Genomic DNA, 12,837 nt, shown 5'->3' on the forward strand with positions numbered 1-12,837 from the left:
CGGGACGCGCGATCCCGCGCCGGGGCTGCGATTGCCTGACAGGGACATAAGGGAAACGCGACGATGGAACAGGACTGGATTTGGGGTCTGATCGGCGGGCTGCTGATCGGCTCGGGGGGTGCGGTCTATCTTCTGGCCAACGGCCGGATCATGGGCGCAAGCGGCATCCTAGGGGGGCTCGTGGATGGCTCGGGACGCAGCGACGCGTGGGAGCGCCTTGCCTTCCTCGCGGGCGTGGTGCTGCTGCCGGTGCTGCTCTACCCGCTCTACGGCGCGGTCGAGACGAACGTGACGTCGAACTGGGCGGTGCTGATCGCCGCCGGCCTGCTGGTGGGCCTCGGCACCCGCATCGCCAACGGCTGCACCTCGGGCCACGGCGTCTGCGGGATCTCCCGGTTCAGCCTGCGCGGGATCGCCTCGACTGTGGGCTACATCCTTGCCGGCGGCGTCACGGTGCTGCTTTTCCGCCATGTCTGGGGGATCATCTGATGCGACACGTCTTCGCCTTTCTCGCAGGCGGGCTCTTCGGGGCCGGGCTTTTCATTTCGGGCATGACCGACACGGCCAAGGTGCAGGGTTGGCTCGACATCTTCGGCGACTGGGATCCGACGCTCGCCTTCGTGATGGGCGGCGCGATCATCCCCATGGCGATCGCCTGGCGGCTGGCCGGACGCCGCCGGACACCGGTCCTGGGCGGGACGTTCCCGCCCCCGCCCCCCGTGCGTCTCGACCGGCGCCTCGCCGCGGGCTCCGTCATGTTCGGCATGGGCTGGGGGCTTGCCGGCCTCTGCCCCGGACCGGCCGTGGCATCGCTGAGCTATGGTGGCGTCGGCCACTGGGTCTTTTTCGCGGCGATGATCGCGGGCATGATGGTGTGGCCGGTCCTGCGGGGCGCGCTGGAGCGCCCCGTGGCGGCGGAATGAGGAGAACGAGCATGGACATTCGCCAGATCGACGCGCGCTATCACGTCTCGCCCCAGATCGCGGCCGAGGACGCCGAGGCGCTCGCCGAGGCGGGCTTCACCCGGGTGATCTGCAACCGGCCCGACGCCGAGGTGCCGCCGAGCCACCAGGCGGAGGCGATCGGCGAGGCGGTGCGGGCCGCGGGCCTCGAATTCGAGGTCCTGCCGCTCACCCATGAGACGATGACGCCCGAGAACGTGGCCCGGCAGGCCGCGCTCGTGGACACGGCGCCCGGAAAGGTGCTGGCCTACTGCGCGTCCGGCACACGCGGCACGGTGGTCTGGGCCCTCGGGCAGGCGAGGCGACAGTCTCCCGAAGAGATCCTTTCCGCCGCGGCGCAGGCGGGATACCGCATCGACGGGCTTCGGCCCACGCTCGACGCGCTTGCCGGGCGCGGCTGAGGCGCCGCCGCACGCGGGCTAGGCGTTCCCGGTCCCTGTGTCCGTGTCGCCAGATGCGAGGGCGTCCATGTCGAAGGGCGCCCTGTCGCCGTCCGTGAAGGCGCCTGCCTGCACGGGCTCGAAGTCGAGCGGGGGCAGGTCCGGCAAGTCGAGCGGGGCGCTTTCGGGCGCGGGCGGCTGCGTCCCGGACGGCGGATCGGCCTCCTCGATGGGTGGCAGCGCCACCTCCGGCGGGGAGGGGTCCTGCGGGCGGTCCGGCCCGCTCTCGTCCGTGGGGGTCTCGTCCGGCGTGTCAGCGGCGTCCTGGGCATCCGGCAGCCCCTTGGGCCGCCCCGGGAGGCGCACCGCGCGCATCCCCTCCACCCGGCCGAGCCGCACCTTGCAAAGCACGCGGCCGTCCGGGGCCTCCAGCTCTGCCGAGGCCAGCGCGCCGTCGGGAATGGCGAAGCGCTCGCCCGGCGCCAGCCGCCCCACCCGCGCGATCGGAATTTGCAGGCGATGCAGCACCACGCGCAAGTCCGCCGTCGCGCGAAGCGCCGCCTCCGCGAGGCGCGGCGGCTCCGCGTCGCGCCGCGCCGGGGCGGGCGGATCTTCGGGCTGCGGCAGCGCCAGCGTCAACGTGCCCGTCCGCGCGCCGCCGCCCAGTTCCAGCGAGAAACGGAACTGCCGGTAATCCGGCGCCTGGAGCGCGCGCGTCAGCGTTCGCAGATCGGGAAGCCAGGCCCCGAACCGCATGCCCTTGACCCAGGCGGCCTCCGCGCTGCCGGAAAGATCCGTCGCCGCGCGTTCGAAGAGGCCGTCGATCAGGGGTTGCGCGAGCGCCGCGTCGGTGGCGGTGAAAGCGCGTTCTTCCGCGGCCCGGTCGGTCACCCGGCCGGTCGTCTGCTGTTCGATCAGGGCGGCGAGCGCCGAACGGTCGAGCGTCAGGACGCCGGCCGCGCCCTCCGGCCCCTCGACCAGCACCAGGAGCGCGTCGTCGTCGAGCCCGTCGACGAGAGCCTCCTGGTCGAGACCTTCCTGCGCGACATCGGTGACCACGAGATCGAGGCCCAGGCGGCGTTCTGCCACGCGCGCCATGGCGAGGCGAAGCGCCCGCGCGGGCGACATCGCGCGCGCCTCCGCCTGGCGGCGGCCGGCCCGCGCCTTCCGGCGTAATGCTGCGTTCTCTACTGTCTCGGCCATGATCCGTTCACCCGCCCACGCGAGTCCTTCCCAAAGCGAGCCTAGAAGCGCTTCGTTACCGACCGGTTGACCGGGCTCATTGCGCGGCCATCGCCGCGCGGGCGGGCAGGCCGAGCCGGAAGGCCGCGCCGCCCTGGCCGGGCAGGTAGGTGATCGTCCCGCCGAGACGACCCATGATCTCGCGGCAGATCGCGAGGCCCAGCCCGGCGCCCCCCGCCTTCTGATCGCCGACCCGGGCGAACTTCTCGAAGATCACGTCCTGTGCGTCCACAGGTATACCGGAGCCATTGTCGATGAAATCGACGATCAGAAGCCCGTCGCGTTCCGCGACGCGGATCGAAAGCTTCGGCGCGTCGGCGTCGCAGTACTTGCGCGCGTTCGCCACGAGGTTGATGAACACCTGGCTCAGCCGGTCGAGGTCGGTGACGAGGCGCAGATCCTCCGCATCGCGGTCGCGGCGGACCTCCAGACGCGCGCCGGCGGCCTCTCCGGCAAGGGCGGTGGCCACCGCATGATCCAGAAGGTCGGCCAGCCCGCCCTCGCGGATGTTGAGGCTGACCTGCCCGTTCTCGAGCACGCTGAGATCCAGCAGATCGTCCAGAAGCCGGGTCAGCCGCAACGCCTCGTCGTGGATGATCGAGGCGTATTTCGCCTGGTCCCGCTGCTCGAGCCCGCCCGCGTCGCGCAGGATTTCCGAGAAGGCGCGGATGGAGGTCATCGGCGTTCGGAGCTCATGGCTGATCTGGCTGAGGAAGGCGTCCTTCTGGACGGAAAGCCGCGTGAGCTTCTCGTTGGCCTCGCGAAGCTGGCGGGCGGTGCGCGCGAGTTCGCGGCGCTGGGACTCGAGCTTGGCGGAATACTCCATCATCTGCGCGGTCTCGTCGGCCACCGCCATCAGCTCCTCGACCGAGACGGTCAGCCCGCCGACGATCTGCCCCACCATGGCGTGGGCGGTCGCCGCGCCCACCGAGCCCGCCAGTTCGCGTTCCAGAACCTCGAGGAACTCGGGCGTGGGCTCGGGCAGGTAGCCGCGCAGCCCCTGCCGCCCCGCCTCGCGCCGGAAAAGGGCCTGGGCCTCCGCGGCCCCGAGGATGCGCTGGGCCATCACCATGAGGTCCTCGGTCTGTGCCGCGCCGCCGCGCCAGCCGCGCGGGCTGCCCGCCGCGTTGAGCGCGCTGACGAACTGCGCGCCCTGCAGCCGCTCGAGCGGTTGCGGGAAGCTCAGAAGCGAGACCGCGAGGAACACCGCGGTGTTGAGCGTGAGGCTCCACAGCACGGAATGGATGAGCGGGTCCATCCCGCCGATGCCGAAAAGCGCATGCGGCACGAGCCACCCCTGCCCCAGGATCCCGTCGGCCATGACGCCCGCGCTCAGCACCACGCCGGGCCCGAAACTCGGCAGGAAGCTCGTGTAGAGCCAGACCGCGAAGCCCGTCAGAAGCCCCGCCAGCGCGCCCGCGCGGGTGGCGCCGCGCCAGAAAAGGCCGCCCACCATGGCCGGCAGGACCTGCGCGAGCCCCGCGAACGCGACGAGGCCTATCGCCGCGAGCGCGGTGCCCCCGCCCGAGAGCCGGTAATAGAGGTAGCCCAGGAACACGACCCCCACGATCGAGACCCGCCTGGCCAGGAGCACCACGTGGCGCACATCGCCCGACCGCGTCGCCCCGCCCCCTGCCGCGCGCAGCCAGATCGGCATCACGATGTGGTTGGACACCATGGTGGAGAGCGCGATCGCCGCGACGATCACCATGGAGGTCGCCGAGGAAAAGCCCCCCAGGAAGGACAGCATGGCGAGCGTCTCCTGCCCGGAGGCCAGCGGAACGGTCAGGACGAAGAGATCCGGGTTCGCGCCCGCCGGCATGAGGTCGAGCCCGACGACGGCGATCGGCACCACGAAAAGGCTCATCAGCAGCACATAGGCCGGAAAGGCCCATGCGGCGGTGCGCAGATGGCCCTCGTCCTCGTTCTCCACCACCATGACGTGGAACATGCGCGGCAGGCACAGGAAGGCCGCCGCGGAGAGGAAGGTCAGCCCCGCCCAGCGCGCACCGTCGATCTGCCAGCGGGCGAGCTCGGGGCTCGCGTCGATCCGGTCGAGCATGGACGACGGCCCCCCGCCGAGGCCCCAGACGACGAAGACGCCCACGGCGAGCAGCGCGCAGAGCTTGACCACCGCCTCCACCGCAATGGCCATGACCACGCCGTGGTGGCGTTCGTTCACGTCGAGGTTGCGGGTGCCGAAGATCACCGTGAAGAGCGCGAGGCCCGCCGCGACCCAGAGCGCCGTCGCGTCGGCATCCGCTGACGGCGGGCCGGCCGGATCGGGATGGGCGAAGGCCGCGAAGGACAGCGTCACGGATTGCAGCTGGAGCGCGATGTAGGGCGTGGTGCCCACCACCGCGAGAAGCGTCACCGCCACGGCGAGCACGGTCGACTTGCCGTAGCGCGAGCTGATCAGGTCTGCGACCGAGGTGATGCGCTGCGCCCGCCCGATGCGCACCAGCTTGCGCAACCCCCACCACCAGCCGAGCATGATCAGCGTGGGACCGAGGTAGATGGTGAGGTATTCCAGCCCCGACCGAGCGGCGTAGCCGACCGCGCCGTAGAAGGTCCACGCCGTGCAATAGATCGACAGCGAGAGCGTGTAGACCCAGGGCCCGCGCAGCCAGCCGACGCGGCCGCGCCACGCGGCGCGCTCCGCCGCGGCGGCGACGAGAAAGAGGAACGCGACGTAGCCGAGGCAGACCGCGACCAGCAGGTTCAGCGACGGCATCAGTCCGGCTCCGCGCCGTCCCCGTGGCGCTCGCGGATGTCGCCCAGCCGCCGCGACAGCAGGGCAGCGGCGAGGATCAGCAGCGCCCAGACCGCGAAGAGATAAAGCATCGCCCGCGAGGTCGAGACCTCGCCGCCCTCCCCGCGCCAGAGCAGCGGCAGCGCGAAGAGGCACGCACCCAGGATCGGCAGCAGCCGTGCCGCGTCGGCAAGCCGCCGCGCGCGGTAAAGCTCGCGCTGAAGGAACACCGGTGGCGACCGATCCGTCACGACGGCACCATCGCGCGCACCGCGTCGAGAACCTCGGTGTTCGAGAAGGGTTTCGTCATGAACCGCGACGCGCCGGCCCGCTCGGCCATCTCGCGGTCCTTCGCCTGGCCTCGCGCGGTCAGCATGAGCACGGGCAGGTCGTCGAGCCCCTCGGCCTCGCGCAGGTCGCGCAGGATGTCGTAGCCGGAGCGGCCGGGCAGCATCACGTCCAGGATCAGCAGGTCGGGCCGCTGCGCGCGGATCACGTCGAGCGCGTCATGCCCGTTGGCGTGCGTGTGCACGCGCCACCCGTCGCGCGACAGGATGTAGCTGATCGCCTCGATGATGTTCGGCTCATCCTCGATGACGAGGACACGCTTTCCCATCCTATCCTCTCCTCCCACGCCGCGATTGCCGCGGTCTCGCGTTTTCGGTCGAGTAAACACCACTCCTTCGGCGCAAGTCAAAAGCCCTCTGCCAGGATCGAGGGCTCGCGCCGGCCGGGACAGGCGGGCTGCGGGCAGATCCGGCAGCTCACTCCCACCGGCAGGGCCGGAGCGTCTTCCGCGGCGGAGGGCGCGACGGGCACGATCAGCATGGTCGCCTCGAAAAGGCCGGGACGGTCGAAACCGGCCGGGGACGCGGGCTGGGCCACGGCAAGCCCGCGGAACAGGCGCGGGCCGGCGCCCGCCGGCGCCATCAGGCGCGCCACCGGCTGCGCCGGCCGCGACAGCGCCTCGAAAAGCGGCCAGTAGGGGCAGCCCGCCCCGAACCGCGGCAGCGCGAAATCGTCGAGCGGCTTGCGGAAGGTGAGCGTGCCTGCCCCGTCGCAGATCACCAGGCCAAGCGGCGCGGGCACGAGATCCGCGGGCAGCTGGGCGAGGCGTCGCATGGCGGCGGCAAGATCGGTGCCGCTTGCCCGTGCGAGCGCCGCCGGATCCGGGCCGTCGCGCGCTACCACCCGCGCCACCCTGGAAAGCGGCATCGCGACCGCGTCGGCCCGATACCGCTCCAGAAGCCGCCGCGCCGTGGCGCGCGCGGCGGTCGAAACCGGCGCCGCATCACCGTCCAGCAGCGCGTCGATATCGGCCGACGGCCCCTCCAGCTCGCCGAAGTGGTAGGCACGCCCGCCGAAAAACGCCTCGAGCTCTTCCTGCGGCGATGTGAGGTTGGCGCCGTCCTCGCCCGCCGCGTCGAGGAAATTCACCAGCCCCTGCACCGCCCCCGCCAGGCGGCGGCTGTCCTCGTTGAGGTTGCGGTGGAAGCGGTCCTGCCACTCGGGCTCCAGCTCTCCGGTCTCGGCCAGGATCGCCGCGGTGGACCGGATCGCCGTCACGGTCGACAGAACCTCGTGCATGGACGCCGCGAGGTGCGGATCATGGGTCAGGCGGTCCGACAACGACTCGACCGTGCGCTCGAGCGCGTCGATGCGCCGTCGCGCATCCACGAGCAGTTCCGCCCAGCCGGGGAAGCGTCCGGCGAATTCCTCCGCGCGGTCGAGCTCGGCGCTGTGACCTCCGCGCCGTGCGGCGGCTTCGCGCAGCCCGGCCACGAGCGCGGCCTCCGCGCCCTCGCTCAGAAGGGAGGATTGCACGCCCAGCGCCTCGGCGATGGACAGCAGCAGCTTGCCGCCGATTCTCCGGCGGTTGTGCTCGATCAGGTTCAGGTAGCTGGGCGAGATCCCGGCAAGGCGGGCCAGTTCGGCCTGCTTCAGCCCGGCCATCACGCGCCGCTCCCGGATCCGGGTGCCGGTGAGGGCCTCGGGCGTCATCGCCAAATCCTCCGCAATTCAAAGGCTTTCTGCACTGCCGAATAATATCTTTACAGTCCGCAACGTCAGCCTGTGTAGATATTTACAAAAAAGTTCATTCTTTCAAGACAGTTGTTGCGACGTTTTCTTTTATTGCGTGATACTGGCTTTGCACAGAAGTGCTCGCGCCGGGGAAGAGAGGAGTCCCGGGCGCACTCATGTACTGGGAGGATGACATGTCCAAGACCAACCTCACGCGCCGCGGCGTGCTGAAGACGGGTGCCGGCGCGGGCGCGGGCCTCGCGCTGCCGACGATCTTCACGGCGAGCTCGGCTCACGCCTTCACGAACGAGCCCACGGGCAGCACGGTCACGCTCGGCTTCAACGTGCCCCAGAGCGGGCCCTACGCCGACGAGGGCGCCGACGAGCTGCGCGCCTACGAACTGGCCGTCGAACACCTCAACGGCGAGGGGGATGGCGGGATGCTCCGCACCTTCAGCTCCAAGGCGCTGGAAGGCAACGGCATCCTCGGCAAGAAGGTGGAATTCGTCACCGGCGACACCCAGACCAAGTCGGACGCCGCGCGCGCATCGGCCCGCTCGATGATCGAGAAGGACGGCGCCATCATGATCACCGGCGGCTCGTCCTCGGGCGTGGCCGTGGCCGTGCAGGCGCTCTGCCAGGAGGCGGGCGTGATCTTCATGGCCGGCCTCACGCACGCCAACGACACCACCGGCAAGGACAAGCGCGCGAACGGCTTCCGCCACTTCTTCAACTCCTACATGTCGGGTGCGGCCCTCGCGCCGGTGCTGGCGAACGCCTACGGCACCGACCGCAAGGCCTATCACCTGACCGCCGACTACAACTGGGGCTACACCACCGAGCAGGCCATCAAGGAAAGCACCGAGGCGATGGGCTGGGAGACGGTGAACGCGGTGAAGACGCCGCTGGGAGCCGGCGATTTCTCGTCCTACATCACGCCGGTGCTGCAATCGGGTGCCGACGTCCTCGTGCTGAACCACTACGGCGGCGACATGGTGAACTCGCTCACCAACGCCGTGCAGTTCGGCCTTCGCGAGGCGCAGGCCAACGGCAAGGACTTCCAGATCGTCGTGCCGCTCTTCTCGCGCCTCATGGCGCGGGGCGCGGGCGAGAACATCAAGGGCATCTTCGGCTCGACCAACTGGCACTGGTCTCTGCCCGACGAGGGCAGCCAGGCCTTCGTGCGCTCCTTCGGCGAGAAATACGGCTTCCCGCCGAGCCAGGCCGCGCACACCTGCTATGTCCAGACGCTGCTTTACGCGGACGCGGTCGCACGGGCCGGCAGCTTCCAGCCCTGTGCCGTGGTCGAGGCGCTCGAGGGCTTCGAGTTCGACGGGCTCGGCAACGGTCCGACCCTCTACCGGGCCGAGGATCACCAGTGCTTCAAGGACGTGCTCGTGGTGAAGGGCAAGGAGAACCCGCAATCCGAGTTCGACCTGCTGGAGATCGTCGAGATCACGCCTGTGGACCAGGTCACCTACGCCCCGGATCACCCGCAGTTCGCGGGCGGCTCGCTCGGCAGCTGCAACAACGGCGCCTGATCCAACCGCGGGGCGCGGGCGCCACGGCGCCCGCCCCTTCCCGCGCCGCCGCCGCGCGCGGCGCGTCCCGACAACATGAGAGGCGGGGGCCATGGACGCGATAATCCTGCAAATCCTCAACGGGCTCGACAAGGGCTCGGCTTACGCGCTGATCGCGCTCGGTCTGACGCTGATCTTCGGCACGCTCGGCGTGGTCAATTTCGCGCACGGCGCGCTGTTCATGATCGGCGCCTTCGTCGCCGTGACCGTGTCCTACGTGCTCGGTCTCTCCTTCGAGACGGTCGATCCCGAGCGGGTCGACTTCCTCGGCAATCCGCTCAAGGTCCAGAACACCTACGTCGAAGAGTGGTTCGGGCCCCAGCTCGGCGGCGCCATCATCGACTGGTCGGTGCCCATCTCCATCCTCGTCGCGATCCCGATCATGGCCTTCGTGGGCTACGCGATGGAGCGCGGCCTCATCCGCTACTTCTACAAGCGCCCGCACGCGGACCAGATCCTCGTGACCTTCGGACTTGCGATCGTGCTGCAGGAGATCATCAAGTTCTATTACGGCGCGAACCCCATTCCGACGCCCGCGCCCGACGCGTTCAAGGGATCGTTCGATTTCGGCGTGCTGCTTGGCTTCGATCCGAACACGATCCTCTACCCGTACTGGCGGCTGGTCTATTTCGGCTTCGCCATGATCGTGATCGCGGCCGTCTTCGCCTTCCTGCAATTCACCACCTTCGGCATGGTCGTGCGGGCAGGCATGGCCGACCGCGAGACGGTGGGCCTGCTGGGCATCGACATCGACAAGCGCTTCACCGTCATGTTCGCGATCGCCGCGATCGTGGCCGGCCTTGCCGGGGTGATGTACACGCCAATCCTTTCGCCCAACTACCACATGGGCATGGATTTCCTGGTGCTGAGCTTCGTGGTCGTGGTCGTGGGCGGCATGGGAAGCCTGCCGGGCGCGGTGCTCGCGGGCTTCCTTCTGGGCATCCTGCAAAGCTTCGCGTCGATGTCGGAGGTGATCTCGGTGCTGCCGGGCATCAACCAGATCATCATCTACCTCGTCGCCATCATCGTTCTGCTGAGCCGTCCGCGTGGCCTCATGGGCCGCAAGGGCGTGATGGAGGAATAAGCCAATGCTCGGACTCAACCGCAAGGATGCGACGCTTTTCCTCGTCGTCTTCGCCCTGGTGCTTTTCGCGCCCTTCCTGCTGAACCCCTTCCCGACGGAATCCGGCCTGGCGCAATTCAACGCCGGCTACCCGGACCTGATGCAGCGCTTCGTGATCTTCGGGATCTTCGCGATCGGCTTCAACATCCTGTTCGGGCTCACCGGATATCTTTCCTTCGGTCACGCGGCCTTCCTCGGCGTGGGCTCCTACGCCGGGGTCTGGATGATGAAGCTGCTGACCATGAACGTGATCCCGGCGATCCTCATCTCCGTCGTGTTCGCGGGCCTGCTCTCGCTGATCATCGGCTGGATCTCGCTGCGCCGGTCGGGGATCTACTTCGCCATCCTGACGCTGGCCTTCGCGCAGATGTGCTACGCGCTGGCCTACTCGGTGCTCACGCCCGTCACGGGCGGCGAGACGGGGCTGCAACTCAGCCTCGACGATCCGCGCGTCATCGGGGCGAGCGCGACGCCGGATGGCAACATCCCCGTCCCGCACCTCTTCGGGCTGGAAATGAACGACAACACGCAGCTCGCCATGGGCGAGTGGGTGTTCACCTTCTCCGTCGGCTACTACTTCGCGGCGCTCCTCATGCTGGTCGCGTTCTACCTCGCGATCCGGCTGTTCCGCTCGCCCTTCGGGATGATGCTGCGCGCGGTGAAGTCGAACCAGCAGCGGATGAACTATACCGGTCTCAACTCCAAGCCCTATACCCTGGCCGCCTTCGTGATCTCCGGCATGTATGCCGGCCTCGCGGGCGGGCTGATGGTGGCGATGGACCCGCTTGCGGGGGCCGAGCGCATGATCTGGACCGCCTCGGGCGAGGTGGTGCTGATGACCATCCTCGGCGGCGCGGGCACGCTGATCGGGCCGGTGCTCGGCGCCGGGCTGATCAAGTATCTCGAGAACATCCTGTCGAAGATCAACAAGGGCGTGCTGGAGCAGTGGTTCGCCTTCATGCCCGACGGGCTCTCCGACATCATGGTGACCATCATCTACCCCTTCGTGGGCAAGGGCTGGCACCTCACCCTCGGCATCATGTTCATGCTCGTCGTGATCTTCCTGCCGGGCGGCCTCGTGGAGGGCGGGCAGCGCATCGCGCGGCTCTTCCGCCGCAAGAAGAAGACCGCGGGCTCCGGCGACGACCCGGAGCATCACCCCAAGCCCCAGCCGCACGTGGCCGAGTGAGGAATACGCATCATGGGAATCCTCGAAGTCAAGGACGTCAACAAGCGCTTCGGCGGCCTGAAGGCGCTTTCCGAAGTCAATCTCTCGGTCCGGGAGAACACCGTTCACGCCATCATCGGACCGAACGGCGCGGGCAAGTCCACGCTGCTGAACTGCCTCGTGGGCAAGCTGATCCCCGACACCGGCTCGGTGATGTTCGACGGCCAGTCGGTGCTGGGGCGCAAGCCCTACGAGATCAACCAGATGGGCATCTCGCGGGTGTTCCAGACGCCCGAGATCTTCGGCGATCTCACCGTGCTCGAGAATGTCATGATCCCGTGTTTCGCCAAGCGTGACGGGATGTTCCGGATGCACGCCTACGAACACATGCTGGACGAGCACGACCTTGTCGCCAAGGCAGAGGAAATGCTGCACGACGTCAACATGCTGGACAAGCGCAACATGCACTCCGCATCGCTGTCGCGGGGGGACAAGCGCCGGCTGGAGATGGCGATGTGCCTGGTGCAGGAGCCACGCCTCCTGCTTCTGGACGAGCCCACCGCGGGCATGAGCCGCGCCGACACCAACAACACGATCGACCTCCTGAAGGAGATCAAGGAGAAGCGCGACATCACCATGGCGATCATCGAGCACGACATGCACGTCGTCTTCAGCCTCGCCGAGCGTATCACCGTGCTCGCGCAGGGCACGCCGCTGGTCGAGGACACGCCCGAGAACATCAAGGGCCATCCGAAGGTGCAGGAAGCCTATCTCGGCGAAGCCGCGTAAGGAGACTCTGTCATGAACGTCAAACCCGACTTCTCCAAGAACGCCAACATGGCCGAGACGGCGCCCGCCTTCCTCTCGGTCTGGGACATGCACGCCTATTACGGCGAAAGCTACATCGTCCAGGGCATCAGCTTCAACGTCCACGAGGGCGAGATCCTCGCGCTTCTCGGCCGCAACGGCGCGGGCAAGACCACCACCCTGCGTTCGCTGGCGCGGCTCGACAACCCGCAGGTGACCCACGGGGAGCTCTGGCTCGACCACCAGCCTCTGCACAGGATGAAGGCCCACGAGGCCTCGACCATCGGCGGGCTGGGCCTGGTACCGGAGGATCGGCGAGTCATCGCTGGCCTGACGGTCGAGGAAAACCTGCAGCTGGCGCAGATCGCGCCGCCTGTCGGCTGGTCGCTCGAGCGGATCTACGATCTTTTTCCGCGTCTCGGGGAGCGCCGCAAGCAGGAAGGCGTGACGCTGTCGGGGGGCGAGCAGCAGATGCTGGCGATCGCCCGCGCGCTCGCCCGCGACATCAAGCTGCTGCTTCTGGACGAGCCCTACGAGGGTCTCGCCCCAGTGATCGTGGACGAGATCGAGCGCACGCTTCACACCGTGAAGGAGCAGGGGATGACGACGATCCTGGTGGAGCAGAACGCGGTGCGCGCGCTGCAACTGGCCGACCGGGCCGTCATTCTTGACACGGGGTCCATCGTGTTTGACGGTTCCGCGACGGAGGTCCTCGAGAACGAGGAACTCCGCGCCGAATATCTGGCGATCTGAGCCGGATCGACCGCCCCTGGCCGGCTGGACGCGGGAACGGGCGGGAAA

General features: G+C 68.7%; 13 protein-coding genes. 8 read left to right on the forward strand and 5 right to left on the reverse strand.

The window, feature by feature from the left end:
* The first annotated feature begins 63 nt into the window (after positions 1-63).
* The 3 genes from AB6A66_RS09505 to AB6A66_RS09515 are packed head-to-tail and all read left to right on the forward strand — an operon-like array spanning position 64 to position 1,363.
* Positions 64-489, forward strand: a complete 426-nt coding sequence (locus AB6A66_RS09505; RefSeq protein ID WP_371039149.1) for a YeeE/YedE family protein — start codon at positions 64-66, stop codon at positions 487-489.
* Positions 489-923, forward strand: coding sequence for a DUF6691 family protein (locus AB6A66_RS09510; protein WP_371055684.1), 435 nt, complete (start codon positions 489-491; stop codon positions 921-923). Before AB6A66_RS09505 ends, AB6A66_RS09510 begins: the two co-directional genes overlap by 1 nt.
* Positions 924-934: 11 nt before the next feature.
* On the forward strand, positions 935-1,363 hold the full coding sequence (locus AB6A66_RS09515; RefSeq protein WP_371055685.1) for a TIGR01244 family sulfur transferase: 429 nt from the start codon (positions 935-937) through the stop codon (positions 1,361-1,363).
* A gap of 18 nt (positions 1,364-1,381) precedes the next feature.
* Here AB6A66_RS09515 and AB6A66_RS09520 read toward each other — a convergent pair whose 3' ends face one another.
* From AB6A66_RS09520 to AB6A66_RS09540, 5 genes are all read right to left on the reverse strand, one after another.
* Positions 1,382-2,545 (reverse strand): hypothetical protein, encoded by a 1,164-nt coding sequence (locus tag AB6A66_RS09520; protein ID WP_371055686.1) that lies wholly within the window; start codon positions 2,543-2,545, stop codon positions 1,382-1,384.
* Between the two features lie 76 nt (positions 2,546-2,621).
* Entirely contained in the window at positions 2,622-5,318 is a 2,697-nt protein-coding gene (locus tag AB6A66_RS09525; protein ID WP_371055687.1) for an ATP-binding protein, read from the reverse strand.
* A complete protein-coding gene (locus tag AB6A66_RS09530; RefSeq protein WP_371039154.1) occupies positions 5,318-5,587 on the reverse strand; it encodes a hypothetical protein in 270 nt (89 codons plus the stop codon). Before AB6A66_RS09530 ends, AB6A66_RS09525 begins: the two co-directional genes overlap by 1 nt.
* Positions 5,584-5,952: a response regulator transcription factor gene (locus AB6A66_RS09535; RefSeq protein WP_371055688.1), complete on the reverse strand. Its 369-nt coding sequence runs from the start codon at positions 5,950-5,952 to the stop codon at positions 5,584-5,586. The genes AB6A66_RS09530 and AB6A66_RS09535 overlap by 4 nt, the downstream gene beginning before the upstream one ends.
* Positions 5,953-6,029: 77 nt before the next feature.
* Complete coding sequence (locus tag AB6A66_RS09540; RefSeq protein ID WP_371039156.1) at positions 6,030-7,337, reverse strand: helix-turn-helix domain-containing protein; 1,308 nt, start codon at positions 7,335-7,337, stop codon at positions 6,030-6,032.
* A 215-nt stretch (positions 7,338-7,552) separates the two neighbouring features.
* On the opposite strand from AB6A66_RS09540, the gene AB6A66_RS09545 reads away from it, so the two are divergent.
* The 5 genes from AB6A66_RS09545 to AB6A66_RS09565 all read left to right on the forward strand — a co-directional run bounded on the left by AB6A66_RS09545 (position 7,553) and on the right by AB6A66_RS09565 (position 12,789).
* On the forward strand, positions 7,553-8,899 hold the full coding sequence (locus tag AB6A66_RS09545; RefSeq protein WP_371039157.1) for a substrate-binding protein: 1,347 nt from the start codon (positions 7,553-7,555) through the stop codon (positions 8,897-8,899).
* Between the two features lie 91 nt (positions 8,900-8,990).
* A complete protein-coding gene (locus tag AB6A66_RS09550) occupies positions 8,991-10,022 on the forward strand; it encodes a branched-chain amino acid ABC transporter permease (RefSeq protein ID WP_371039158.1) in 1,032 nt (343 codons plus the stop codon).
* Positions 10,023-10,026: 4 nt separating this feature from the next.
* Entirely contained in the window at positions 10,027-11,250 is a 1,224-nt protein-coding gene (locus AB6A66_RS09555) for a branched-chain amino acid ABC transporter permease (protein ID WP_371055689.1), read from the forward strand.
* A gap of 12 nt (positions 11,251-11,262) precedes the next feature.
* Positions 11,263-12,018 carry an ABC transporter ATP-binding protein gene (locus AB6A66_RS09560; protein WP_371039160.1) on the forward strand — a complete coding sequence of 252 codons (756 nt, stop codon included), beginning with the start codon at positions 11,263-11,265 and terminating at the stop codon, positions 12,016-12,018.
* Between the two features lie 12 nt (positions 12,019-12,030).
* A complete protein-coding gene (locus AB6A66_RS09565) occupies positions 12,031-12,789 on the forward strand; it encodes an ABC transporter ATP-binding protein (RefSeq protein WP_371055690.1) in 759 nt (252 codons plus the stop codon).
* Positions 12,790-12,837: the final 48 nt, after the last annotated feature.

The organism is Rhodosalinus sp. K401, from assembly GCF_041365735.1.
Taxonomy (GTDB): Bacteria; Pseudomonadota; Alphaproteobacteria; order Rhodobacterales; family Rhodobacteraceae; genus Rhodosalinus.